The organism is Sphingopyxis sp. H053 (assembly GCF_001468225.1).
Taxonomy (GTDB): domain Bacteria; phylum Pseudomonadota; class Alphaproteobacteria; order Sphingomonadales; family Sphingomonadaceae; genus Sphingopyxis.
Map to the genome: position 1 here is coordinate 193615 of NZ_LNRU01000002.1, position 23615 is coordinate 217229.

The 23615-nt window shown below is 66.0% G+C and carries 22 protein-coding genes; 14 read left to right on the plus strand and 8 right to left on the minus strand.

The features are described from left to right. Nucleotides 1-12 precede the first annotated feature (12 nt). The 4 genes from ATE70_RS04110 to ATE70_RS04125 all read left to right on the plus strand — a co-directional run bounded on the left by ATE70_RS04110 (nucleotide 13) and on the right by ATE70_RS04125 (nucleotide 4830). Entirely contained in the window at nucleotides 13-693 is a 681-nt protein-coding gene (locus tag ATE70_RS04110) for a TVP38/TMEM64 family protein (RefSeq protein ID WP_058536679.1), read from the plus strand. A 32-nt stretch (nucleotides 694-725) separates the two neighbouring features. After that, complete coding sequence (gene polA / locus ATE70_RS04115) at nucleotides 726-3536, plus strand: DNA polymerase I (protein ID WP_058536680.1); 2811 nt, start codon at nucleotides 726-728, stop codon at nucleotides 3534-3536. Beyond that, nucleotides 3533-4036: a hypothetical protein gene (locus tag ATE70_RS04120; RefSeq protein ID WP_058536681.1), complete on the plus strand. Its 504-nt coding sequence runs from the start codon at nucleotides 3533-3535 to the stop codon at nucleotides 4034-4036. Before polA ends, ATE70_RS04120 begins: the two co-directional genes overlap by 4 nt. A gap of 119 nt (nucleotides 4037-4155) precedes the next feature. After that, on the plus strand, nucleotides 4156-4830 hold the full coding sequence (locus ATE70_RS04125; RefSeq protein ID WP_056371728.1) for a CDP-alcohol phosphatidyltransferase family protein: 675 nt from the start codon (nucleotides 4156-4158) through the stop codon (nucleotides 4828-4830). A 6-nt stretch (nucleotides 4831-4836) separates the two neighbouring features. Here the strand turns inward: ATE70_RS04125 and ATE70_RS04130 are convergent, their stop codons facing one another. Continuing rightward, nucleotides 4837-5730: a prephenate dehydratase gene (locus ATE70_RS04130; RefSeq protein WP_058536682.1), complete on the minus strand. Its 894-nt coding sequence runs from the start codon at nucleotides 5728-5730 to the stop codon at nucleotides 4837-4839. A gap of 272 nt (nucleotides 5731-6002) precedes the next feature. On the opposite strand from ATE70_RS04130, the gene ATE70_RS04135 reads away from it, so the two are divergent. After that, nucleotides 6003-6656: a c-type cytochrome gene (locus tag ATE70_RS04135; RefSeq protein WP_058536683.1), complete on the plus strand. Its 654-nt coding sequence runs from the start codon at nucleotides 6003-6005 to the stop codon at nucleotides 6654-6656. Beyond that, nucleotides 6656-7090 carry a c-type cytochrome gene (locus tag ATE70_RS04140; protein ID WP_058536684.1) on the plus strand — a complete coding sequence of 145 codons (435 nt, stop codon included), beginning with the start codon at nucleotides 6656-6658 and terminating at the stop codon, nucleotides 7088-7090. Before ATE70_RS04135 ends, ATE70_RS04140 begins: the two co-directional genes overlap by 1 nt. Before the next feature lie 184 nt (nucleotides 7091-7274). Here ATE70_RS04140 and ATE70_RS04145 read toward each other — a convergent pair whose 3' ends face one another. Both ATE70_RS04145 and ATE70_RS04150 read right to left on the minus strand, forming a co-directional pair. Beyond that, nucleotides 7275-8150 (minus strand): LOG family protein, encoded by an 876-nt coding sequence (locus ATE70_RS04145; protein ID WP_058536685.1) that lies wholly within the window; start codon nucleotides 8148-8150, stop codon nucleotides 7275-7277. A gap of 38 nt (nucleotides 8151-8188) precedes the next feature. Then, nucleotides 8189-8890 (minus strand): extensin family protein, encoded by a 702-nt coding sequence (locus ATE70_RS04150; RefSeq protein ID WP_058536686.1) that lies wholly within the window; start codon nucleotides 8888-8890, stop codon nucleotides 8189-8191. A gap of 171 nt (nucleotides 8891-9061) precedes the next feature. Here ATE70_RS04150 and ATE70_RS04155 point away from each other — a divergent pair, with 171 nt between their 5' ends. The 3 genes from ATE70_RS04155 to ATE70_RS04165 all read left to right on the plus strand — a co-directional run bounded on the left by ATE70_RS04155 (nucleotide 9062) and on the right by ATE70_RS04165 (nucleotide 13117). Further along, complete coding sequence (locus tag ATE70_RS04155; RefSeq protein ID WP_058536687.1) at nucleotides 9062-10189, plus strand: phosphoserine transaminase; 1128 nt, start codon at nucleotides 9062-9064, stop codon at nucleotides 10187-10189. A gap of 86 nt (nucleotides 10190-10275) precedes the next feature. After that, complete coding sequence (gene serA, locus ATE70_RS04160) at nucleotides 10276-11862, plus strand: phosphoglycerate dehydrogenase (protein WP_058536688.1); 1587 nt, start codon at nucleotides 10276-10278, stop codon at nucleotides 11860-11862. A gap of 142 nt (nucleotides 11863-12004) precedes the next feature. Next, entirely contained in the window at nucleotides 12005-13117 is a 1113-nt protein-coding gene (locus ATE70_RS04165) for an ATP phosphoribosyltransferase regulatory subunit (RefSeq protein ID WP_058536689.1), read from the plus strand. Here the strand turns inward: ATE70_RS04165 and ATE70_RS04170 are convergent. Next, entirely contained in the window at nucleotides 13114-13491 is a 378-nt protein-coding gene (locus ATE70_RS04170) for a DOPA 4,5-dioxygenase family protein (RefSeq protein ID WP_058536985.1), read from the minus strand. The genes ATE70_RS04165 and ATE70_RS04170 overlap by 4 nt on opposite strands. A gap of 133 nt (nucleotides 13492-13624) precedes the next feature. Between ATE70_RS04170 and ATE70_RS04175 the strand changes: the two genes are divergently transcribed. Beyond that, nucleotides 13625-14914, plus strand: a complete 1290-nt coding sequence (locus tag ATE70_RS04175) for an adenylosuccinate synthase (protein ID WP_058536690.1) — start codon at nucleotides 13625-13627, stop codon at nucleotides 14912-14914. Here the strand turns inward: ATE70_RS04175 and ATE70_RS04180 are convergent. Next, the gene (locus ATE70_RS04180; protein ID WP_058536691.1) at nucleotides 14904-15797 is read right to left on the minus strand and encodes a haloalkane dehalogenase; all 894 of its coding nucleotides are present in this window, start codon (nucleotides 15795-15797) and stop codon (nucleotides 14904-14906) included. The genes ATE70_RS04175 and ATE70_RS04180 overlap by 11 nt on opposite strands. Before the next feature lie 89 nt (nucleotides 15798-15886). On the opposite strand from ATE70_RS04180, the gene ATE70_RS04185 reads away from it, so the two are divergent. Together ATE70_RS04185 and ATE70_RS04190 are read left to right on the plus strand one after the other, a co-directional pair. Further along, complete coding sequence (locus ATE70_RS04185; protein ID WP_058536692.1) at nucleotides 15887-16387, plus strand: L,D-transpeptidase family protein; 501 nt, start codon at nucleotides 15887-15889, stop codon at nucleotides 16385-16387. Between the two features lie 9 nt (nucleotides 16388-16396). After that, the gene (locus ATE70_RS04190; RefSeq protein WP_058536693.1) at nucleotides 16397-16987 is read left to right on the plus strand and encodes an NADPH-dependent FMN reductase; all 591 of its coding nucleotides are present in this window, start codon (nucleotides 16397-16399) and stop codon (nucleotides 16985-16987) included. Here the strand turns inward: ATE70_RS04190 and ATE70_RS04195 are convergent. Next, complete coding sequence (locus tag ATE70_RS04195; RefSeq protein WP_082639634.1) at nucleotides 16984-18297, minus strand: spinster family MFS transporter; 1314 nt, start codon at nucleotides 18295-18297, stop codon at nucleotides 16984-16986. The two genes, ATE70_RS04190 and ATE70_RS04195, sit on opposite strands and share 4 nt — an antisense overlap. A 111-nt stretch (nucleotides 18298-18408) precedes the next feature. Between ATE70_RS04195 and ATE70_RS04200 the strand changes: the two genes are divergently transcribed. Further along, nucleotides 18409-20001, plus strand: coding sequence for an amidase (locus ATE70_RS04200; RefSeq protein WP_058536694.1), 1593 nt, complete (start codon nucleotides 18409-18411; stop codon nucleotides 19999-20001). Nucleotides 20002-20018: 17 nt separating this feature from the next. On the opposite strand, the gene ATE70_RS04205 is transcribed toward ATE70_RS04200, so the two are convergent. Together ATE70_RS04205 and ATE70_RS04210 are read right to left on the minus strand one after the other, a co-directional pair. Further along, a complete protein-coding gene (locus tag ATE70_RS04205; RefSeq protein WP_058536695.1) occupies nucleotides 20019-20504 on the minus strand; it encodes a DUF2721 domain-containing protein in 486 nt (161 codons plus the stop codon). After that, entirely contained in the window at nucleotides 20501-21715 is a 1215-nt protein-coding gene (locus ATE70_RS04210) for an LL-diaminopimelate aminotransferase (protein WP_058536696.1), read from the minus strand. The genes ATE70_RS04205 and ATE70_RS04210 overlap by 4 nt, the downstream gene beginning before the upstream one ends. 114 nt (nucleotides 21716-21829) lie before the next feature. On the opposite strand from ATE70_RS04210, the gene ATE70_RS04215 reads away from it, so the two are divergent. Continuing rightward, entirely contained in the window at nucleotides 21830-23608 is a 1779-nt protein-coding gene (locus ATE70_RS04215) for a PHA/PHB synthase family protein (protein ID WP_058536697.1), read from the plus strand. The last annotated feature ends 7 nt before the right edge of the window (nucleotides 23609-23615 follow it).

Genomic DNA, 23615 nt, shown 5'->3' on the forward strand with positions numbered 1-23615 from the left:
CTAAGCAGGGGCATGGCCGAGCGCCCTTCCCCACTGATCCGCTGGCTGGTTATCGCGGCGTTGCTGTTGTCGATCGTCGGCATGCCGCTGATCTTCCGCGAGGAATTTGTCGCGGTGAGCGACCGCGTCCTCGCTGCGGCCGATGAGCGTCCCCTCGCCGCCGCGGCGTTGATCGTTGGCGCGCTGACGCTCGATGTGTTCCTGCCGGTGCCCAATGGCGTGACCAATACGCTGGCGGGGGCGGCTTTCGGATTCGCGGTCGGCACGCTCGTCATCTGGCTCGGGCTGATGGGTGGCAGCCTTGCGGGCTATGCGGTCGGGCGCTGGGCAGCGCGGCCGCTCGCCAAGCGCTTCCTCAGCGCCGGCGATCTGGACCGCGCGCACGAACTCGCCGAACGCATCGGCCCGGTCGCACTCATCCTTTCGCGCCCCGTGCCGTTTCTTTGCGAACTGACCGCGATGGCTGGAGGGATCGCGGCGATGGCATTCGGGCGCTTTGCGCTCGTCATGGCGATTGCCAATCTGGGTGTCGCGATGCTGTTCGCCGCGATCGGGGCGGCGGCGGTCGAGCAGGCGTCGTCGGAGCTGCTGATGCTCGGCGCGGTGGGACTGCCGCTTGCCGCGTGGCTCGGCTGGCAGGGCGTCGAGCGGTGGCGCAACGCGAAGAGGACGAAAGCGGGAACAGCGCCCTAGGCCGCTCGCAACTCGGCTGCTACATCCCCGCCATGTCCGAGAAGAATCACCTCTATCTGGTCGATGGCTCCAGCTACATCTTCCGCGCCTATCACCGCCTGCCGCCGCTGACGAACCCCAAGGGGGTGCCCGTCGGCGCGGTCTATGGCTACACGACGATGTTGTGGAAGCTCGCGAAGGATCTGCACGACGCCGACGGGCCGACGCACCTTGCGGTGATCCTCGATCATTCGAGCCAGTCGTTCCGCAACGCGATTTACGATCAATATAAGGCGAACCGGCCCGAGCCGCCCGAGGATCTGCGTCCGCAATTCCCGCTGATCCGCGACGCGACGCGCGCCTTCTCGCTGCCGTGCATCGAAATGGAGGGCTTCGAGGCCGACGATCTGATCGCCTCCTATGCCGAGGCCGCGGTGCGCGAAGGCTGGGACGTCACGATCGTGTCGTCGGACAAGGATCTGATGCAGCTGATCCGCGAGCCCAGCGAAGGCCCGCAGGTCGACATGCTCGACACGATGAAGAATGTGCGCCTCGGACTCGAAGCCGTGAACGAGAAGTTCGGCGTCACGCCCGATCTCGTCGGCGACGTGCTCGCGCTGATGGGCGACAGCGTCGACAATGTGCCCGGCGTACGCGGCGTTGGGCCGAAGACCGCGACCAAGCTGATCCAGGAATATGGCAACCTCACCGCTGCGCTCGACGGCGCCGCGGGCATGAAGGCGTCGAAGCTGCGCGACAATCTGATCGAGCATCGCGGCATGGCCGAACTGTCGCGCATCCTCGTCGACCTCAAGCGCGATGTCGCGCTGCCCGACGCGCTCGACACGCTGAAGCTCGGGGCGATCCCGCCGCTGCCGCTCAAGACCTTCCTCGATGAGCATGGCTTCCGCTCGCTGTCGGCGAAGCTCGACCTCGGCGCCACGCCGGGCGGCCCGCCGACCTTCCCGCGCGCGAGTGCCGCGCCGGTTGCCGCGCCCACCGGGCCTTCGACACCGACGCTGCCCGCGATGCCGCCCATCGACCGGTCGGCTTATGAGTGCGTGACGACGGTCGAGGCGCTCGACCGCTGGATAGCCGAAGCGCGCGCCGCGCATGTCGTCGGGGTCGACACCGAAACCGCGAGCCTCGACAGCGTCACCGGCCGCCTCGTTGGCGTCAGCATGGCGACCGCCCCCGGCCGTGCCTGCTATATCCCGCTCGGCCATGGCGGCACCGACATGTTCGCCGAAAAGCCCGAGCAGATCGCGATGGACGTCGCGATCGGGCGCCTGCACGCGCTGTTCGCCGACGATGCGGTGCTGAAGGTCGGGCATAATCTGAAATACGACATCGGCGTGCTGGCGCAACACGGCGTCACCGTCGCGCCCTATGACGACACGCTGGTGATGAGCTTCGCGCTCGACGCGGGCAAGCATCAGCATGGGCTCGACGAGCTGGCGAAGCTCCACCTCGATCACACCTGCCTGACCTTCAAGGAAATGTGCGGGACGGGCAAATCGCAGATCAGCTTTGCCGAAGTGCAACTCGACCGCGCGACCGAATATGCCGCCGAGGATGCCGACGTCGCACTTCGCCTCTGGAAGCTGCTCAAGCTGCGCCTGCCCATCGAGGGCGGGACGCGCGTCTACGAGATGGTCGACCGCCCGCTCGCCTCGATCGTCGAGGGGATGGAGCGCGCGGGGATCAGGGTCGACCGCGAATATCTCGCGCGCCTGTCGGGCGAGTTCGCCAACGAGATGCTGCGCATCGAGGGCGAGATCCACGGGCTCGCCGGCCAGCCCTTCGCGATCGGCAGCCCGAAGCAGCTCGGCGAAATCCTGTTCGACAAGCTCGGCCTCAAAGGCGGGCGCAAGGGCAAGTCGGGCGACTGGTCGACCGACCAGAGCGAACTCGAACGATTGGAACGCGACGGGGTGCCGATCGCGCGCAAGATTTTGGAATGGCGCCAGCTTGCGAAGCTGAAGTCGACCTATACCGACGCGCTGCAGCAGCAGATCAACACCACGACCGGGCGCGTCCACACGAGCTACAGCCTCGTCGGCGCGCAGACCGGGCGCTTGTCGTCGACCGACCCGAACTTGCAGAACATCCCGATCCGCACCGAGACCGGCCGCCAGATCCGCGACGCATTTATCGCCGCGCCCGGCCATGTGCTGATCGCCGCCGACTATAGCCAGATCGAACTCAGGCTCGCGGCGCATATGGCCGACGTCCCCGAACTCAAGGAAGCCTTTGCGCGCGGCGACGACATCCACAGCGCGACCGCGATCGAATTGTTCGGCGAGGTCAACCGCGACACGCGCGGCAAGGCCAAGACGGTCAACTTCTCGATCCTCTATGGTATATCGCGTTGGGGCCTTGCGGGCCGGCTCGAAGTCACGCCCGACGAGGCGCAGGCGCTGATCGCGCGCTATTTCGAGCGCTTCCCGGGTATCTCGGACTATATCACCGACACGCTCGAAGGCGTGCGCGCCAAGGGTTACACCGAGACTTTATTCGGCCGGAAGACCTGGTTCCCGCGCATCAAGGCGGCGAACCAGAATGAGCGCGCGGGAAGCGAACGCGCCGCGATCAACGCGCCGATCCAGGGCACGAGCGCCGACCTGATCAAGCGCGCGATGGCGCGGATGCCGAAGGCGCTTGCCGACGCGGGGCTCTCCGACGTCCGCATGCTGCTCCAGGTCCATGACGAACTCGTGTTCGAAGCGCCCGAGGACAAGGCCGAAGCCGCGGGCACGGTGATCCGCGCGGTAATGTCGGGCGCCGCCGAACCGGCGCTCCAGCTCTCGGTTCCGCTCGAGGTCGAGGTCGGCATCGGCAAGAGCTGGGGCGAAGCGCATTGATCGCCGCGTTGCTGTTCGTCGCGGCGCTCGCCGCCGATCCCGCCCCCGCGCCTCCCGAAGCCGCGGCCGCTTCGGCGCCCGCGCGCCCGTCGCCGGTCGCCGACACCGACTTGCGCGAATTTGCCGCGATTGCGGGTCGCAAGGTTGTCGGCCGCGCGGTCGGCGGGCCCTATGCGAACGCCGACAAGGTGCTGTTGATCGCCCGCGACGACAAAGGCTATCCCGCCGTCGCCGCGAGCATGGGCTTTCCGGTGCGCCAGTCGCTTCCGGCGCCGCCCGCGACGACGCTCGCGGTCATCCGCATTCACCAGCGGTACGAAACGACCATCCCAGGCCCCACTCCCGATGATCTTGCTTTCGTCGCCGCAAACAAGCTGCCGCTGTTCGTGATCGGCGAATGGGCGCGCCCAGCGCCGATGTGGGAGGTTGCGTGGGTCGACGACGCGGTACGCTATCGCGCAGTCGGCGATGTCGGCGAAATCGGTCCCTGGCGGGACTGATCGTCGCACGCACGCGGCGCACTGACCGCCCTGCCCTTTCGCAAACCCGACTTTGCCTCTATGACGCCGCGATGACATCCGGCCGGCACTTTTGTGACAGCCGGCAACAAAGGGTTCTCATGAGCAAGTTCGAACCCGTCGCCAAGGCGCCGGTCCGCATCCAGCAGAATATCCTCGCGCGCAGCGAACGCCGTCTTCTCAACTGGTTATGCGCGCGCCTTCCGGGCTGGGTGACGCCCGACCAGCTCACCACGCTCGGTTTCGCCGGCGCGGTGCTGGTTGCCGCGGGCTATGTGCTCAGCTGGTTCGACAGCGAATGGCTCGGCCTGTCGCTCGTCGGCTATATCGTCAACTGGTTCGGCGATTCGCTCGACGGCAGCCTTGCGCGCTGGCGCGGTATCGAGCGGCCCAATTACGGTTATTTCGTCGACCATAGCGTCGATGCGCTCGCGACATTGCTGATGATCAGCGCGATCGGGATGAGCCCCTATATGCGGCTCGACGTCGCGCTGATGGCGGTGATCGGCTATTTCCTGCTGTCGATCCACACCTTCATCGCCGCCAAGGTCGTCGGCGAATTCCGCCTGTCCTATATGGCGGGCGGCCCGACCGAGCTGCGCCTGATGCTGATGGCGATGACGATTTCGATGCCGATCATCGGCGGCGGCGACATCCACGGCACCAATTTCTCGGCCTTCGACCTGTTCGCGCTGGTCGTCTCGAGCATCCTTGTGACGCTGTTCATCGTCCAGACGTCGGCCACCGCGCGGATGCTGCGCCGCCGCGGCGGATAGCCAGAATCAGCGGCGCGCCCGCGCCTGCGGGTAGGTGCCGAGCAACCGCAGCGACTTGGTCTGGAAATCGAGTTCCTCGAGCGCGCGGTCGATCCGCTCGTCGCCCGGCGCACCGACGATGTCGCAGTAGAATTGCGTCGCCGCGAAGCTGTCGCCGGTCTGATAGCTTTCGAGCTTGGTCATGTTGACGCCATTGGTCGCAAAGCCGCCGAGCGCCTTGTAGAGCGCGGCGGGAATATTCTTCACCTCGAACATGAAGGTCGTCATCACCGGGCCGGTGATCGCGGCAACGTCGGCCAGCGGTTCGCGCGCGAGGATGACGAAGCGCGTCGTGTTGTGATCGGCGTCCTCCATCCCCGTGCCGTGGAGCGTCAGCCCGTAAAGTTCGGCGGCGTGCGGCGGCGCGAGGGCGGCAAGCCCGACCTCATCGCTGTCGGCGACCCACGCCGCGGCGCCTGCGGTATCGCTGTGCGCGACCGGCGCGATATTGTTGGCGCGCAGCCAGTGGCGGCACTGGCCGAGCGCCTGCTCATGGCTCATCGCGCGCGTCACGGGGCCGAGGTCGCGGCTCATCAGGCCGTAGCGGATGGGCAGGAAATGCTCGCCGACGATCGACAAGCCGGATTCGGGGAGCAGGAAGTGGATGTCGGCGACGCGGCCGTGCAGGCTGTTTTCGATCGGGATGATCGCGCGGTCGACGCGGCCGTCGCGCACCGCGTCGATCGCGTCCTGAAACGCATAGCAGGGCATCGGCAGCGAATTCGGGTCATATTCGCGCGCGGCAAGATCACTGTTCGCGCCCGGCGCGCCCTGGAATGCCAGCCCGCGCGCGGGTTCGGCGAGTGCCGCGTTGCGCATTTCGTCGACCAGATGCTGTGCCGAAGCCGAATAACTGCCCATGATTGCCTTCCCAAGCTCGCACCTTTCTCGGCGAGAAAGCTGCTCGATTCCTTGTCGGGGAGCACTTCTCGTCCGAAAACCGGTTCCCACTTTTCGGGAAGTGCTCCGGAGCCGCGGCGCATAGCCGCCCCGCCGCGACCGCGCAACCGGCGCGCACGCCGTTGCCATTCCCCGATTTCATCCCCTTGCGCCGCCGTCGCCGCACCAGTAAGGGAGCGTCCAAATCAAATATGCGCCCGGCAAGCGGGCGTCAGCTAACGGGGCTGCTACGCATGGACAATCGCAACAATACTATTGCCGGCTGGGTGCTGTTTGCCGGCATTTGCGCGCTGGGCCTGACCATCGGGTCGAGCATGTTGTTCGCCAGCCACAATCCCGAAAAGCCCGGTTATCCGATCGAAGACGCCGAAGCCGGCGCGGGTGGCGGCGAATCGGCCGTGCCGCTCGCCAACCTGCTCGCCGCCGCCGATCCGGCGAAGGGCGAAGCGGTGTTCGCGAAATGCGCCGCATGCCACACGATCAACTCGGGCGGCGCCAACGGCATCGGCCCGAATCTGTTTGGTGCGCTTGGCAAGGCGCACGGCCATGTCCCGGGCTTCGCCTATTCGGCGGCGCTGAAGGGCGTTGCGGGCAATTGGGATTTCGAGGGCATGAACGCATGGCTGACCAGCCCGCGTAAATATGCCCCCGGCACGAAGATGTCGTTCGCCGGCCTCGGCAGCGCCGAAGATCGCGCGAACCTGATCGTCTATCTGAACAGCCAGGGTTCGAACCTGCCGCTGCCCGCCGCCGAAGCGGCGCCCGCAGCCGCGGAAGGCGCCGCTCCGGCCGAGACCGCTGCCGCTGCACCGGCAGCCGAAGGCGCCGCGGCCACTCCGGCCGCTGACGCCGCGGCTGCGCCCGCGCCGGCCGAAGCCAAGAAATAATGCGGTTCGCGCCCGTCCTGCTGGCGGGCGCGCTGGCGCTCGCCGGTTGCGGCAAGAGCGAGACGCCGTCCGAGGCGCCGGCGACGGGCGAGCCCGGCGTCGAAGCGCCGGCACCCGCGGTCGCCCCGACCGCCGCCATGGGCGAACAGGTCTTCCGCCGCTGCGTCGCGTGCCATACGGTCGACAAGGGCGGCAACAACGGCATTGGCCCCAACCTGCACGGCGTCGTCGGCGCCGCGGTCGCGTCGAAGCCCGGTTTTTCCTATTCGGGCGCGATGAAGGCGAAGGGCGGCGTCTGGGACGAGGCCGCGCTCGACGCCTATCTCACGGCCCCGATGAAGGATGTTCCGGGCACGCGCATGGCGTTCGCCGGCGTGATTGACGCCGCGGACCGCAAGGCGCTGATCCTGTACTTGGAAGAACAGTCGAAGTGAGCCTCCTTCTCCCTTGATGGGAGAAGGATATGGAGCCTTGTCGCAACGCGACTAGGCGAAGTTGGATGAGGGTGATGGCGCGTCTTTGCGCCGTCGTTTCAGGCCGAGGGCGCACCCCCACCGCTACGACTAACGAACAAGTTCGTAAGTCTCGCTGCCTCCCCCATAAAGGGGGAGGAACAGCTTAATTCGGGTTCTGCACGTTGCCGTAGAAATCCTGGATGATCTTCCACGCCTCTTCGGCGGTTTCGACGAAGTGGAACAGCGACAGGTCGCGCTGGCTGATCACGCCCTCCTCCACCAGCGCGTCGAAATTGACGACGCGGGTCCAGAATTCCTCGCTGAACAGCACGATCGGGATCGGTTTGATCTTGCCGGTCTGGATCAGCGTGAGCAGTTCGAACGTCTCGTCGAACGTCCCGAACCCGCCCGGGAACACACAGACGGCGCGCGCGCGGAGCAGGAAGTGCATCTTGCGCAGCGCGAAATAGTGGAACTGGAAGCTGAGGTCGGGGGTAACATAGCGGTTCGGCGCCTGCTCGTGCGGCAGCACGATGTTGAGCCCGACCGATTCTTTGCCCACGTCGTCGGCGCCGCGATTCGCGGCTTCCATGATCGACGGCCCGCCGCCCGAACAGACGACGAAGTTGCGGCAGCCATTTTCGTCGGGCGGCACCTGGCTCGCGATCCGGGCGAGTCCCCGCGCCTCCTCATAATATTTGGCCTTAGCCGCGAGCCGCTCGGCGATCCGCTGCTCCTCGGGCGTACGCGCCGCGTCGAGCACGGCCTGCGCGCCGTCGGGCGACGGAATGCGCGCCGAGCCATAGATGACGAGCATCGATTCGATCTTCGCTTCGTCGAGCATCAGTTCGGGTTTGAGCAGTTCGAGCTGGAAGCGCACCGGACGCAAATCTTCGCGCAGCAGGAACTCGGTGTCCTGGAACGCCAGCCGATAGGCCGGGCTTTGCGTCTGCGGGGTCGATACCGCCTGTTTGGCGAATTGCGCGTCGTCCTTGGCTTTGTGGAAACGCGAGCGATGGGGTTGTTTGTCTTCTGCCATTGGCGGACGGCTAGCCGTTCCGCGCGACTTTGCCAAGCTTAGCGGCAGTAGCCGTTGCCGCTCATGTCAAAGTGGAAATGATTATAATGCGCCGCGTTGTAATCGGGGCCGAGCACGGTCCCGAAGCGGCGGCAGCCCGATTTGTGGAGCGCGCGGAGGAATTCCTGCGACGATTTGTCGCCGGTCCATCCGCCGTCGAGCATGACGCGGCGGCCGTCGGCGAGCAGGAAGCCCGAGACGTCGATCGCATTGGAAAAGGCGTGCTGCGACATCCGCCCCGACCGGCCGCCATAAATGTTGCGGCAGCTGTAGGTTCCGAAGGTCTCGATCTTAACGACCTCCTGCCCCAGATATTTCCGCGCCGCGGGTTTCACCGCATATTGCACCCATGCGGCGAAATTCTTCGCAAGCGGACAGGTCATCGCGCCGAGCCCCGACACCGGGGTGCCGATGTCGAGCAGCTTCACCGAATCGATCGAGGTGCAGCCGCCGCCATGATCCTCGTTCGGTAGCGGGGTGAAGCGCACGCCCGCCTGCTTGAGATCGAACGCGCATTGCTGTGCTTCGGCGCTGGTGAAGGAGGGGGTGCCGACGGCTTGCGGGCGGTTCGGCTTGCTCGCGGTCGGGCGTTTCCCGCCGCCGTTCTTCATCGCCTCGGGGGCGCCGAAACAGGCGGACAGTGCCAGCGCCGCACTAGCGGCAACCAATATCCGGAGCTTCAAGAACGCAGGGACCCCCATGACGCCAAAATACCGCCGAAATGGTTAACAAGCTGTATACCTTTTTCTCCACTCGTCGAAAATTTCGCCCGGTCCGTGCAATTTGTTTGACAGTTGCGCGCTCCACCCTAAACGCGGCGCCGGGCCACGCGGTCCCAACGCCGCGCGAGCTCTCTGCAAGGAGAGACTAAAATGACTGAAGTGCCGACGCCTGTATTGCGCCCTGCGCGCCCCTATTTTTCTTCCGGACCCTGCGCCAAGCCGCCGGTCTGGTCCCCTGAAAAACTGAACACCGAATCGCTCGGCCGCTCGCATCGTGCGAAGATCGGCAAGACGCGTCTGCAATACTGCATCGACCTGATGCGCGAGATGCTGCAGCTTCCCGACACGCACCGCATCGGCATCGTCCCGGGCTCCGACACCGGCGCCTTTGAAATGGCGATGTGGACGATGCTCGGCGCCCGCCCCGTGACGACGCTCGCTTGGGAGAGCTTCGGTGAGGGCTGGGTCACCGACGCCGCGAAGCAGCTCAAGCTCGATCCGACCGTCATCCGCGCCGATTACGGCCAGCTTCCCGACCTCGGCCAAGTCGACTGGTCGAACGATGTGCTTTTCACCTGGAACGGCACGACGAGCGGCGTCCGCGTTCCGAACGGCGACTGGATCGCCGCCGACCGCGGGGGCCTGAGCTTCGCCGACGCGACCAGCGCGGTGTTCGCTTACGACCTGCCGTGGGACAAGATCGACGTCGCGACCTTCAGCTGGCAGAAAGTGCTCGGCGGCGAAGGCGGCCACGGCGTGCTGATCCTCGGCCCGCGTGCGGTCGAACGGCTTGAAAATTACACCCCCGCCTGGCCGCTGCCGAAGGTGTTCCGCCTCGTCTCGAAGGGCGCGCTCGCCGAAGGCGTGTTCAAGGGCGAGACGATCAACACCCCGTCGATGCTCGCGGTCGAAGATGCAATCTTCGCGCTCGAATGGGCGAAATCGCTCGGCGGTCTCGACGGCCTGAAGGCGCGCAGCGACGCGAATGCCGCGGCGCTCGACAAGATCGTCGAGGAACGCGCGTGGCTGAGCCATCTCGCCGCCGATCCCGCCAGCCGCTCGAAGACCTCGGTCTGCCTGTCGGTCGCGGGTGCCGACGAAGGCTTCATCAAGAAGTTCGCGGGGCTGCTCGAAGCCGAAGGCGCGGCCTATGATATCGCGGGCTATCGCGACGCGCCCCCGGGCCTTCGCATCTGGTGCGGCGCGACCGTCGACACCGCCGATGTCGAAGCGCTCGGCCCGTGGCTCGACTGGGCTTACGCCTCGCTCAACGCTTGACGTCGTCCCAGCGAAAGCTGGGCCGCTATCGATCATTCCCATTCCCAACGATCCCAGCTTTCGCTGGGATGACGGAGAAAAATGACATGACCGCTCCCAAAGTTCTCATTTCCGATAAAATGGACCCCAAAGCCGCCGCGATCTTCAAAGAACGCGGCATCGATGTCGATGTCATCACCGGCAAGACCAAGGACGAGCTGATCGCGATGATCGGCGACTATGACGGCCTCGCGATCCGTTCGGCGACCAAAGTCACCGCCGACGTCCTCGCCGCCGCGACGAACCTGAAGGTCGTCGGCCGCGCGGGGATCGGTGTCGACAATGTCGACATTCCCGAGGCGTCGAAGAAGGGCGTCATCGTGATGAACACCCCCTTCGGCAACAGCATCACCACCGCCGAACATGCGATCGCGATGATGTTCGCGCTCGCGCGCCAGATCCCCGAAGCCAACGCGGGAACCCAAGCGGGCAAATGGCCGAAGAATGACTTCATGGGCGTCGAGCTGACCTCGAAGACGCTCGGCCTGATCGGCTGCGGCAACATCGGCAGCATCGTCGCCGAACGCGCGCTGGGCCTCCGCATGAAGGTCGTCGCCTTCGATCCGTTCCTGACCCCTGAGCGCGCGATCGAGCTCGGCGTCGAAAAGGCCGATCTCGACACCTTGCTCGCCAAAGCCGATTTCATCACGCTGCACACGCCGCTGACCGACCAGACGCGCAACATCCTGTCGGCCGAAAATATCGCGAAGGCGAAGAAGGGCGTGCGGATCATCAACTGCGCGCGCGGCGGGCTCATCGACGAAGCCGCACTCAAGGACGCGCTCGACAGCGGCCATGTCGCGGGCGCCGCGCTCGATGTGTTCGCGCAGGAGCCGCCGGCGGCCGATCACCCGCTGTTCAGCGCGCCGAACTTCATCTGCACGCCGCACCTCGGCGCGTCGACCGACGAAGCGCAGGTCAATGTGGCCATTCAAGTGGCCGAGCAGCTGTCGGATTATCTGCTCACCGGCGGGATCACCAACGCGCTCAACGTCCCCAGCCTCTCGGCCGAGGAAGCGCCGAAGCTGCGCCCCTATATGAGCCTCGCCGAAAAGCTCGGCAGCCTCGTAGGCCAGCTCGCGCACGATAACCTCACCACGATCTCGGTCGAGGTCGAGGGCGCCGCCGCCGAACTCAACCTCAAGCCGATCACCGCCGCGGTGCTCACCGGCCTGATGCGGCGCTATTCGGACAGCGTGAACATGGTCAACGCCCCGCACCTCGCACGCGAGCGCGGGCTCGACGTTCGTGAGGTTCGCCACGACCGCGACGGCGATTACCACACGCTCGTCCGCGTCACCGTGGCGACCGAGCAGGGCGATCGTTCGGTCGCGGGCACCTTATTCAGCAACGGCGACCCGCGCCTCGTCGAGATGTTCGGCATCAAGGTCGAGGCCGATCTCGACGGCCATATGCTCTATATCGTCAACGAGGACGCGCCGGGCTTCATTGGCCGCATCGGCACCGCGCTTGGCGAGGCGGGGCTCAACATCGGCACCTTCCACCTCGGCCGCCGCGCTGCGGGCGGCGAAGCGGTGCTGCTGCTCAGCCTCGACTCGCCGATGCCCGAGCCTTTGCTGTGGCAGCTGTGCCAGCTTCCCGGCGTGAAGACGGTGAAGGGTTTGAAGTTCTGACTTTAGTCCCCCTCCCGCTTGCGGGAGGGGTCAGGGGAGGGCATGTCAGCACAGTCCTGACCAAACAGGCCCTCCCCCGACCCCTCCCACAAGTGGGAGGGGAGTCATTGACTCCGGCCCCCGCCGTTCTAAGGCCGCACGCATGACCAAGGCCCCTGCCCTGCTGCCCGAAGGTTTGCGCGACCGCCTCCCCCGACAGGCGGAGGCCGCGTCGCGCGTCACCCGCGCGCTCGTCGATGCGATGCGCGCGCATGGTTATGGACGCGTCGCGCCGCCGCTCGCCGAATTCCGCGAGACGCTCGGCGGCGAGGATGAGCGTTCGACGCGCGACCTGCTCCGCTTCACCGATCCGGTGTCGCAGCGCACGCTCGCGCTGCGCCCCGACATCACGCGGCAGGTCGGCCGTATCGCAACCTCGCTGCTCGCCAAGGCACCGCGCCCGCTGCGCCTCTGCTACGCCGGGCAGGTCGTCAAATTGCGTGCGAGCCAGCTACGCCCGGCGCGCGAGATGCTGCAGGTCGGCGCCGAGCTGATCGGCAGCGACAGTGTCGCCGCGGCACGCGAGATCGTCACCGTCGCGATCGATGCGCTCGAAGCTGCGGGAATCGGCCCCGTCACGATCGATTTCACCCTGCCCGACGTCGTCGACCTGCTCGCGAACGGGCCGCTGCCCGTCACGGTAGACATCCAACAGCTCCGCGACGAACTCGACGCCAAGGACGCGGGCGCGCTGACCCGCCTCGGGGCCGAAGCCTATCTGCCGCTGCTGCGCGCGACCGGCCCGTTCGATCAGGCGATTGCCGATTTGCGCACGTTCGATACCACGGGCGTCCTCACCGCGCGCATCGACGCGCTCGAAGCGATCGCCGCGCCGATCCGCGACCGCGTGACACTGACCCTCGACCCGACCGAGCGTCATGGTTTCGCCTATCAAAGCTGGTTCGGCTTCCAGATCTTCGTTCCCGGACAAGGAGATGCGGTCGGCCGCGGCGGCGGCTATTCGATTCCCGTCGGCGAACAGGAAGAATCCGCCGTGGGCTTTTCGCTCTATCCCGATCCGCTGATCGATGCCGGGCTCGGCGCCGAAGACGATGCCGACCGCCGCATCTTCCTGCCGCTCGGCCACGATCCTGTGCTGGCTGCGAGTCTCCGCGCCGACGATTGGCAGACGGTCGCGGCACTGTCCGACAGCGACAGTGCGCGCGCGCTCGGCTGCGGGTTTATTCTCGGTCCCGACGGGCCGGTCGAGGCCTAAAAATCCGAAATCCCAAAGCGCGGAATGCCTTGATTCACGCCCGGCGGATCGAGCACGGTGACGTCGAGCTCGACGGGCTCGCCGATCCAGTGCGCCAGCGTCGTATGATCGGCAAGGTCGTCGTCGGTCAGCGGGTGCACGAGCGCGCGCAGCCCTGTCGCCTCGATCGTCGCAACCACCGCCGGAACCGCTGCACCCAGAAAATGCACCTCATATTGCGCAATCGGGTGCGGCCCCGCGGCGCCGTCAGTCATATCGCCGACGAATAGAATCGCTGCGTCGTGGCTGAACCCGTCGCGCAGTTCGGTGGCGGCGGCGCGCTCGGCATCGTCGAAATAGATATGGGCGTGATAAGGGGCGTCGGGGTCGATCATCGCGGGCATCCTTCTTTTCGCCTCGCTACCCTGCCAAAAAGAGCGACGCAACCGTGCCACTGCCCTTGCCTCTGCGGCCAAATCCGCTAAGGCCGCGCCGGGTCAGGATGGCCCCGCACAGCAGGACATTGTCATGGCAAATGTTACCGTCATCGGGTCGCAATGGGGCGACGAGGGCAAGGGCAAGATCGTCGACTGGCTCGCCAGCCGCGCCGACGCCGTGGTCCGCTTCCAGGGCGGTCATAATGCCGGCCATACGCTCGTCGTCGGCGAGCAGGTCTACAAGCTGTCACTGCTTCCCTCGGGCATCGTTACCGGGACGTTGTCGATCATCGGCAATGGCGTCGTGCTCGACCCATGGGCGCTGCGCGACGAGATCACCAAGCTGCGCAAACAGGGCGTTGCGATCAACCCCGAGAATTTCGCGATCGCCGACAATTGCGCGCTGATCCTGCCCTTCCACCGCGACCTCGACGCACTGCGCGAGACCGCCGCGGGCGCGGGCAAGATCGGCACCACCGGGCGCGGCATCGGCCCCGCCTATGAGGACAAGGTCGGCCGCCGCGCGATCCGCGTCTGCGACCTCGCGCACCTCGACAAGCTCGATCCGCAGCTCGACCGCCTGACCGCACACCACGACGCGCTGCGCGCCGGCTTCGGTGAACCGCCGATCGACCGCGAACGCCTGATCGCCGACCTCACCGAAATCGCCGACTATGTGCTCGAATATGCGCAGCCGGTGTGGAAGCGCCTGAAAAAGGTCCGCAAGGCCGGCGCGCGCATCCTGTTCGAGGGCGCGCAGGGCGTGCTGCTCGACGTCGATCACGGCACCTATCCCTTCGTTACCAGTTCGAACACCGTCAGCGGCACCGCAGCCAGCGGCTCGGGCCTCGGCCCCGGCGCGGTCGGCTTCGTGCTGGGGATCGCCAAGGCCTATACGACGCGCGTGGGTAGCGGCCCCTTCCCGACCGAGCTCGAGGACGAGATCGGCCAGAAGCTCGGCGAGCGCGGGCATGAATTCGGCACCGTCACCGGGCGCAAGCGCCGCTGCGGCTGGTTCGACGCGGTGCTTGTGCGCCAGAGCTGCGCGGTGTCGGGCGTCACGGGTATCGCGCTGACCAAGCTCGACGTGCTCGACGGCTTCGACACCATCCGCATCTGCACCGGCTATCGGCTGCGCGGCAAGATCCTCGACTATTTCCCCGCGCATTCGGCCGACCAGGCCGAGGTCGAGCCGATTTACGAGGAAATGGACGGCTGGCACGAATCGACCGCGGGCGCGCGCAGCTATGCCGACCTGCCCGCGCAGGCGATCAAATATATCCAGCGCGTGCAGGAATTGATCGAAACCCCGATCGCATTGGTGTCGACCAGCCCCGAGCGCGAGGACACGATCCTGATCCGCGATCCGTTCAGCGATTGACGCTGGCGGCGGCGACGTCGCGGATCGCCGCGACGAAGCCGGCGGGATCGTCCTCCTGAATGAAGTGGCCGCCCTTCAGCGTGCGGTGCGTCATGCCGTGGGTTCCCGGAACGCGCGCCGTGAACAACGCATCGCCGCCGCGCGTGATCGGGTCGCCGTCGGAAAAGCAGCAGAGGAACGGCTTGTCGAACGCCTCCAGCTCCGCCCACGCGCGCTTCTGGTCGGGGACCGCAATATTGTCGCCTAGCGGCACGAACGAGGGATAGACGCGCGCCGCGACCTTCGACGCGCGGGTCGGAAAGGGTGCGTCATAGGCGGCGATCTCGGCGGGACTCAATTCGCGCTTCGCCCCCGCCTTGACGATCTTGCCGATCGGGAAGACCGGGCTGTAGCGCGAAAAAGCGCGCCAGATCGCGAAGGCGCGCGGCGCCGGCTGGCCTTCGGGAAGGCCGCCGTTCGAGAGGGCGACCCCGGCGAAGCGTTCGGGCGTCTCGGCGACGAGACGCAGGCCGATCAGCGAACCCCAGTCCTGACAGGCGAGGACGATGTTTTGGAGGTCGAGCGCCTCGATCCATTGCCGCATCCACACGACCTGCGCGGCATAGCTATAGGCGCCGCGGCCCAGCGGCTTGTCCGAGCGGCCGAAACCGATGAGGTCGGGCGCGACGACGCGGAAACCCGACGCGGTCGCGGGGCCGATCATATGGCGCCAGAGATAGGACCAGGTCGGCTCGCCATGCAGCATCAGCACCGGCTGCGCGTCGGCCACGCCTTCGTCGACGTAATGGACGCGAAGGCCGCCCGCGATCTCGAGATATTTCGGCGCATAGGGCCAATCGGGCAGCCCCTCGAAGCGCGCGTCGGGCGTACGATAAATGGTCATGTTGTCGATCCCCCCAAATGCTCACTTTAGCCCGCGGCGCCGCACTGGCAACCTCTTGCCGGGCCGCGCCAAAGGCGTAGGGTCGCACGATGCGCCGCGCCTCGTCCCTCGCCTGCCTGCTTCTCGCCGCGTGCGGCGCCGCGAGTTCGCAGCCGTCACTGCCCGCGGGCGCCAAGGCCGACCGGCTGCTCGTCGACAAGAGCGATCGCGTGCTGATCGCCTATGCCGGAAATCGCGAGATCGTCCGCTATACGAACATCCGCTTCGGCGACGCGCCGACGGGGCACAAGCAGTTCGAGGGCGACGAGCGCACGCCCGAGGGGCGCTACACGATCAGCGGCCGCAACCCGCAAAGCGCCTACCATCTGTCGCTGCGCATATCCTACCCCAACGCCGCCGACCGCGCCTTTGCCGAGGCGAAGGGGCGCTCGCCCGGCGGCGATATCTTCATCCACGGCCAGCCCAACGCATGGCCGGGACCACTGATCGCGCGCGACTGGACCGACGGCTGTATCGCGCTGTCGAACGCCGAGATAAAACAGCTGTGGGATATCGTGCCCGACGGCATCCCGATCACCATCCGACCCTAGGAACCCACCATGCCCCGCCAAATCCTCGTCCTTTATGGCAGCTATCGCCGCGACCGGCAGGGCATCAAGCTCGCGCAGTGGATCGTCGATGCGATCGCGGCGCGCGGCGACAGCGCCGAGCTGATCGACGCCAAGGCGGTGGGTCTCCCAATGCTCGACCGGATGTACAAGGAATATCCGAAGGGCGAGGCGCCAGCCGCGATGGAGGAGCTCGCGGAAAAGATCCGCGCCGCCGACGGTTTCCTGTTCGTGACCGGCGAATATAATTGGGGGCCGCAGCCGGGGCTCAAGAACCTGACCGACCATTATCTCGAGGAATGGTTCTGGCGGCCCGCGGCGATCGCCTGTTACTCGGCGGGACCGTGGTCGGGCGTGCGCGCGATGATGGGCTGGCGCGACACGCTGGGCGAGATGGGAATGGCAGTCACCTCCTCGATCCTGCCCGTCGGACGGATCGGCGGCGCGTTCGACGCCAATGGCGAACCCGCGGGCGAGGACGGCGCGCGGCTGGTCAAGGGCTTCCCGCGCTTTGCCGACGACCTCAATTGGTGGATCGATGCCGCCAAGGCGCAGCGCGCGCGGCAGGATCCACCTTACTAACCCGATTTCAGCTCGGCCTTCAGCCGCAGGCTTGCGCGCCAGAAGAAGAAGGCCGGGATCAGGCCCAACCATGCTGCGCCGTAGAGCACCCAGCGTACGCTTTCCTGCCCCGCAAGCGGCTGCAGCGCGTCGGACAGCACGCCGAACAGGAAAGGCCCGAGCCCGAGCCCGATGAGGTTCTGCCCGAACAACATGATCGATGCCGCGACCGCGCGCGCCTGCGGGCGCACTAGCCCCTGCACACAACCGTATGCGGGGCCGTAATAGGCCGAGTTCAGGATCGTCGGAATGATGAGCAGCGCGACGGCAATGCGCCAGTCCTCCATGAAGTAGCCGAGGAACAGGATCGGCGCCGCAACCGCCATACCATAGGCAGGGAAGGTCAACAGATGCTTCTTGTCGCGCGGGCCGAACTTGTCCGCCATCTTGCCGCCGAGCCAGGTGCCGAACACACCCGCCAGCCCCAGCACGACCGCCATCGACAGCCCGGCTTCGGTCGTCGACAGGCCATGGCTGCGGATGAAGAAGCTGATCGTCCACAGTGCCTTGCCATAACCGAGGAAGGCCACGACCGACGAAGCGATCAATATGTAGATGAAGGCGCGCGAGGCGAAGATTTCGCGCATCGCCTCGCTGGTCGAAAGCCGGGTCACCGCGGCGGCGGTCGCGGCGGCTTCGGCGGTGCGGCTGTGCCGCGGCTCGCGCATCACGAACAGCACGACGAGCGCGAGCAGCAGGCCCGGCGCGCCGACGAGCATCAGCGCGATGCGCCAGCCGTAGAGATCGTTGACGATCCCGCCGATGATCAGCCCGAGCAGCGATCCGATCGGCACACCCAGGCCATAGAAAGCGATCGCCGACGAGCGTTTCTCGGGCGCGACGCTGTCCGAAATCAGCGAGTGCGCGGCGGGCGTACACCCCGCCTCGCCGACGCCGACGCCGATACGCGCGAAAAGCAATTGCACGAAATTCTGCGCAAGTCCGCATACCGCGGTCATCGCCGACCAGATCGCGAGCGACAGCGCGATCAGCCGCACCCGGTTGGTGCCGTCCTTGTCGGCATAGCGCGCGATCGGGATGCCGAGCAGCGCGTAAAAGACCGCGAAGGCGGGGCCGGCAAGCAAGCCGAGCTGCGTGTCGGACAAGCCGAGGTCGGCCTTGATCGGTTCGGCGAGGATGTTGACGATCTGCCGGTCGAGGAAGTTGAAGATATAGACGATCAGCAGGATCCACAGCATCGTCCGCGTCTCTGCGGAAACGCCGGTGGCCGGTGAGGCGATGCCCTGCGACGAGGCAGCTTTATCCGTCATTATGATCTCCCGCCGCCAAGGGAGCAGACCGGGGGGAGTGGTGTCAACGCCGTTGGGGCGAACCGAAATTGCCCGCTTGCAATTGCCGCTACGGCTGCCAGCCTGCAGCCCATGCAAAAAATTTCGCTGCTCGGCGCCGCCGCCCTTCTCGCGATCGCTCCTGCCACCTCACCGGTCTCCGCCATGCCGCCGCCGCTTCCCGAGGTCGAAGGCAAGGACGCCGCGACGCTGCGCGCCGAAATGGAGAGCGGGCGGATTTACGAAGGGCTGACCGCGCTCGTCTATCTCGACCGGATCGGACGGATCGACGATCATGGACCCAAGCTCGATGCCGTGATCGCGACGATGCCGCAAGCCGACCTCAATGCCGAGGGGAAGCGGCTCCATGACGAGCGCATCGCGGGCAAGGCGCGCGGCCCGCTGCACGGCATCCCCATCCTGCTCAAGGACAATATCGAGGCGGCGGGGCCGCTGCCCACAACGGCGGGCTCGCTCGCACTCAAGGACAATGTGACGAACCGCGATGCGCCGCTCGTCGCGCGGCTGCGCGATGCGGGGGCGATCATCCTCGGCAAGACGAACCTCAGCGAATGGGCGAACATCCGGTCGGACAATTCGACGAGCGGGTGGAGCGCGGTCGGCGGCCTGACGAAGAATCCGCACGCGCTCGATCGCAACAGCTGCGGCTCGTCGTCGGGCAGCGCCGCCGCGGTCGCCGCGAGCCTCGCGCCGCTCGCGATCGGCACCGAAACCGACGGATCGATCACCTGCCCCGCCGGGGTCAATGGCATCGTCGGCTTCAAACCGAGCGTCGGCCTCGTCAGCCGCACGCATATCGTCCCGATCAGCCATAGCCAGGACACCGCCGGACCGATGACGCTGACGGTGCGCGATGCCGCCGCGGTGATGAGCGTGATCGCGGGCAGCGACCCCGCCGATCCCGCGACCGCCGAAGCCGACGCGCGGAAAGCCGACTATGTCGCCGCGCTGTCGCCCGACGCGCTGAAGGGCAAGCGCATCGGGGTGATGCGCGACCGTGTCGGCGACCGCGCCGACGTCGCCGCGCTGTTCGATGCGGCGCTGAAGCAGATGGAAGGGCTCGGCGCGACGCTGGTCGAGATCGCCGACAGCCGGAAGGGCAATGAGGGGCTTGGCGCTGCCGAATTCGAAATATTGCTCACCGAACTTAAGGCCGACATGGCGACCTATCTAGGCAGCTTGCCGAACGCGAATGCGCCGCGGTCGCTCGCCGATGTCCTCGCGTTCAACAAGGCGAACCCCGACGAGTTGAAGTGGTTCGGCCAGGACATTTTCGAACTCGCCGAGACGAAGGGCGGCCTCGACAGTCCAGCCTATCGCGCCGCGCGCGAAAAGGCGGTTCGCCTTGCCGGGCCCGAGGGTATCGACCGGTTGCTGAAAACCCATGACGTCGATCTGCTCGTCGGGGTCACCAACGGCCCCGCGTGGGTCAGCGACCTGGTCAACGGTGACAGTTACACGAGTCCCGGCACCAGCCAGCTTCCCGCGGTCGCCGGCTATCCGCATCTGACGGTGCCGATGGGCGCGGTGGAAGGGCTGCCGATCGGCCTCTCGTTCATCGGCGCCAAATGGAGCGACGCCGACATATTGGCTGCGGGCTATGCCTATGAGCAGGCGAGCCGGAAGCGCGTGGCGCCGACTTATCGGGCCAGCGTGACGCCCTAGCCATCGTCCTCACGCCGTCAGCGCCGGTCGCGCCGCTTCTTCCAGCCCATTTCCTCGAGCTCGAGCAATTCCATCGGCACATGGATCGCGCGCACGGCCAGCCGCACCTCGACGAGGAACAGGATCAGCGAGATCAGCAGCAGCAGCATCGCGACCGTGAATGCCCACGCCGACGCGCGCCCGAGGTTGAATCCCGCGACCTCCTGCGCAAAGAGCAGCGCGACGAGCAGGCAGACGACGATCCCGCACGCCACGGCGGAGAGGATCGAATTGTTGATGATCCCCATCCTGCGGTCGGCGATGCGCAGTTCGGCGACGATGCGCTCATGCTCGACGCCCTCGGTCTCGGACCAGCGCTCCATCAGGTTGCGCGAGCGGTCAACGACGCGCGCGAGGCGGCCCGCGATGACGTTGAGCAGGCTGCCGGTCGCCACCAGCAGGAATACCGGCGTGACCGACAGCTGGATCGTCTGCGCAATCGCGCCCGCGTCGAGTCCCGTCATCCCCCGGCGGCAACCGAGGGCGTGTTCACGCCATGCATTGCGAGGAATTTGCGGACGTTGCGCGCGGCCTGACGGATGCGCTGTTCATTTTCGACCATCGCGATGCGGACATAGCCTTCGCCGTCCTCGCCATAGCCGACCCCCGGCGCGACCGCGACCTTGGCGTGGGTGAGCAATTGCTTCGAGAATTCGAGGCTGCCCATCTCCTTGAGCGCGGGGGGCAGCGGCGCCCACGCGAACATCGACGCCTTTGGGCTCGGGATGTCCCAGCCCGCGCGGCCGAAGCTTTCGACCATCACGTCGCGGCGCTTCTGGTAGAGGTCGCGGTTCTTCTGCACGATATCCTGCGGGCCATTGAGCGCGGCGCAGGCCGCAGCCTGAATCGGCGTGAACGCGCCATAGTCGAGGTAGGATTTGACGCGCGTCATCGCCGCGATCAGCCGCTTGTTGCCGACCGCAAAGCCCATGCGCCAGCCCGCCATCGAATAGGTTTTCGACATCGAGGTGAATTCGATCGCGACATCTTTCGCGCCCGGCACCTGCAGGATCGAGGGCGTCGGGTTGCCGTCGTAATAAAGTTCCGAATAGGCGAGATCCGACAGGACCCAAACCTTGTTCTCCTTCGCCCAGGCGACAAGCCGTTCGTAGAAGGCAAGATCGACGGCTTCGGCAGTCGGGTTCGACGGATAGTTGACGACGAGGATCGACGGACGCGGCACAGTGAACGCCATCGCGCGGTCGAGCGCGCGCCAGTAATTCTCGTCGGGCGTCGTCGGCACGCTGCGGATCGTCGCGCCGGCGATGATGAAGCCGAAGGTATGGATCGGATAGCTCGGGTTCGGCGCGAGCACGACGTCGCCGGGGCCGGTGATCGCGGTCGCGAGGCTCGCGAGCCCTTCCTTCGACCCCATCGTGACCACGACTTCGGTTTCGGGGTCGAGATCTACGTTGAAGCGGCGGCCGTAATAATTGGCCTGCGCGCGGCGGAGGCCCGGAATGCCCTTCGACTGCGAATAGCCGTGCGCGTCGGGCTTCATCGCGACTTCGCAGAGCTTTTCGATCACATGCGCGGGCGGCGGCAGGTCGGGGTTGCCCATCCCCAGGTCGATGATGTCTTCTCCCGCGGCGCGGGCGGCCGCACGCATCGCATTGACTTCAGCGATGACATAGGGCGGCAGGCGCTTGATGCGATAGAATTCATCTTCGGACATGGGAAACTAGAACAACTCCTTTGCATTAGGTGTGATTGACGCGAGCGGCAGCCTCGCCAGCCGCATCGCGGCTTGTTATAGGCATATTATCCGCACTGACCAGCAGGAACGAGCATGAACGACACGGGCAAGGACGATACGATCGAAACGCCGAATCCCTTCATGCCATCCCCCGACGACATGCAACATTGGGCGAGCGTGATCGGCCGGGCGCAGCAGATGATGCTCGAATATGCGCTGGGTCAGGCGAACGACGGCAATGCGAGTGCCGCGGCGCTGTTCGACCCCGCCAAATGGCTCGACAATCCCGCGACGAAGCTGTGGACCGAGCAATCGTCGAAGATGTGGGACCAGGGCGTCGCCTTCTGGACCTCGCTCGCCAGCATCGGCCAGCCGATCGCGCCCGACGCGCCGGTCGAGGGCGCAAAAGACCGCCGTTTCACCGATGCCGAATGGACGACCAATCCGGTGTTCGCGATGATCCGCCAGACCTATGGCCTGCTCGCCGAACAGATGCTCGCGACGACGCGCCAGCTCGACGGCCCCGACCCTGCCGCGCGCGCCAAAATGGAATTCGCCGCAAAGGCGATGGCCGACGCGATGGCGCCGACCAATCTTGCGCTCACCAATCCCGAAGTGATCAAGCGCGCGGTCGAAACGCGCGGCGAAAGCCTGCTCAAGGGTCTGAAGCATATGCTCACCGACCTGGCGCGCGGGCAATTGAGCCATGTCGATCCCGATGCGTTCGAGGTCGGGGTCAATATCGCGACGACGCCGGGCAAGGTGATCCACGAGACCGATCTCTACCAGCTGATCCAGTACACGCCGACGACGAAGGAGGTGTTCGCCGTCCCGCTCCTCATCTTCCCGCCTTGGATCAACCGCTTCTATATCCTCGACCTCAACCCCGCGAAAAGCTTCGTCGCGTGGGCGGTCGAACAGGGGCTCAGCGTCTTCATGGTGTCGTGGAAATCGGCCGATGCGTCGATGAGCGAGATTGTGTGGGACGATTATATCGCGGCGCAGGTCGATGCGATCGATACGGTGCGCGAGACGCTCGACGTCCCCGCGGTTCACACGATCGGCTATTGCGTTGCGGGCACCACGCTTGCGGCGACGCTCGCGATGCTGTCGGCGCGCGGCGAGGCCGACAAGGTGAAGTCGGTGACGTTCTTCACCGCGCAGGTCGATTTCGAACATGCCGGCGACCTCAAGATGTTCGTCGACGACAGCTATCTCGCGCTGCTCCAGCAACTCTCAGCGCCGGGCTTTCTCGACGGACGCTATATGGCAGCGACCTTCAACAGCTTGCGCGGGCGCGACCTGATCTGGAATTATGTCGTCAGCAATTATCTGCTCGGCAACGACTATCCGCCCTTCGACCTTCTCTATTGGAATGGCGATACGACGAACCTGCCCGCGAAGTGGCACCGGCAATATCTGGTCGACCTGTACCGCGACAATCGCATGGTGATTCCGAACAGCCTGTCGGTGATGGGGACGCCGATCGACCTCAAGAAGATCATGACCCCGGCCTATATCCAGGCAGGGCGCGAGGATCATATCGCGCCGCTCGCCAGCGTCTGGCGGCTGATGGATCATCTGTCGGGGCCGAAGACCTTCCTACTCGCGGGCTCGGGCCATATCGCGGGGGTGGTCAACCCGCCCGCCGCAGGCAAATATCAATATTGGACCGGTGACAGCAGCGCCGCGACGCTCGACGATTTTGTTGCGAGCGCGAGCGAGACCAAGGGCAGCTGGTGGCCGCACTGGATCGGGTGGATTTCGCAGCGGGATAGCGCAAAAATCCCGGCGAAGGGCGCGCGCATCCCCGGAAAAGGCGCCAAAAAGGCCATCGAGGACGCCCCCGGCCGCTATGTCAAACAGCGGTAATATCTAG

Coding starts and splice junctions, on each gene's coding strand:
- ATE70_RS04210 (WP_058536696.1), bottom strand. CDS start 21,715: ATGTCCGAAGATGAATTCTATCGCATCAAGCGCCTGCCGCCCTATGTC.
- ATE70_RS04165 (WP_058536689.1), top strand. CDS start 12,005: ATGACCAAGGCCCCTGCCCTGCTGCCCGAAGGTTTGCGCGACCGCCTC.
- ATE70_RS04200 (WP_058536694.1), top strand. CDS start 18,409: ATGCAAAAAATTTCGCTGCTCGGCGCCGCCGCCCTTCTCGCGATCGCT.
- polA (WP_058536680.1), top strand. CDS start 726: ATGTCCGAGAAGAATCACCTCTATCTGGTCGATGGCTCCAGCTACATC.
- ATE70_RS04130 (WP_058536682.1), bottom strand. CDS start 5,730: ATGGGCAGTTATTCGGCTTCGGCACAGCATCTGGTCGACGAAATGCGC.
- ATE70_RS04155 (WP_058536687.1), top strand. CDS start 9,062: ATGACTGAAGTGCCGACGCCTGTATTGCGCCCTGCGCGCCCCTATTTT.
- ATE70_RS04190 (WP_058536693.1), top strand. CDS start 16,397: ATGCCCCGCCAAATCCTCGTCCTTTATGGCAGCTATCGCCGCGACCGG.
- ATE70_RS04125 (WP_056371728.1), top strand. CDS start 4,156: ATGAGCAAGTTCGAACCCGTCGCCAAGGCGCCGGTCCGCATCCAGCAG.
- ATE70_RS04150 (WP_058536686.1), bottom strand. CDS start 8,890: ATGGGGGTCCCTGCGTTCTTGAAGCTCCGGATATTGGTTGCCGCTAGT.
- ATE70_RS04215 (WP_058536697.1), top strand. CDS start 21,830: ATGAACGACACGGGCAAGGACGATACGATCGAAACGCCGAATCCCTTC.
- ATE70_RS04175 (WP_058536690.1), top strand. CDS start 13,625: ATGGCAAATGTTACCGTCATCGGGTCGCAATGGGGCGACGAGGGCAAG.
- ATE70_RS04180 (WP_058536691.1), bottom strand. CDS start 15,797: ATGACCATTTATCGTACGCCCGACGCGCGCTTCGAGGGGCTGCCCGAT.
- serA (WP_058536688.1), top strand. CDS start 10,276: ATGACCGCTCCCAAAGTTCTCATTTCCGATAAAATGGACCCCAAAGCC.
- ATE70_RS04140 (WP_058536684.1), top strand. CDS start 6,656: ATGCGGTTCGCGCCCGTCCTGCTGGCGGGCGCGCTGGCGCTCGCCGGT.
- ATE70_RS04205 (WP_058536695.1), bottom strand. CDS start 20,504: ATGACGGGACTCGACGCGGGCGCGATTGCGCAGACGATCCAGCTGTCG.
- ATE70_RS04195 (WP_082639634.1), bottom strand. CDS start 18,297: ATGACGGATAAAGCTGCCTCGTCGCAGGGCATCGCCTCACCGGCCACC.
- ATE70_RS04185 (WP_058536692.1), top strand. CDS start 15,887: ATGCGCCGCGCCTCGTCCCTCGCCTGCCTGCTTCTCGCCGCGTGCGGC.
- ATE70_RS04135 (WP_058536683.1), top strand. CDS start 6,003: ATGGACAATCGCAACAATACTATTGCCGGCTGGGTGCTGTTTGCCGGC.
- ATE70_RS04145 (WP_058536685.1), bottom strand. CDS start 8,150: ATGGCAGAAGACAAACAACCCCATCGCTCGCGTTTCCACAAAGCCAAG.
- ATE70_RS04110 (WP_058536679.1), top strand. CDS start 13: ATGGCCGAGCGCCCTTCCCCACTGATCCGCTGGCTGGTTATCGCGGCG.
- ATE70_RS04170 (WP_058536985.1), bottom strand. CDS start 13,491: ATGATCGACCCCGACGCCCCTTATCACGCCCATATCTATTTCGACGAT.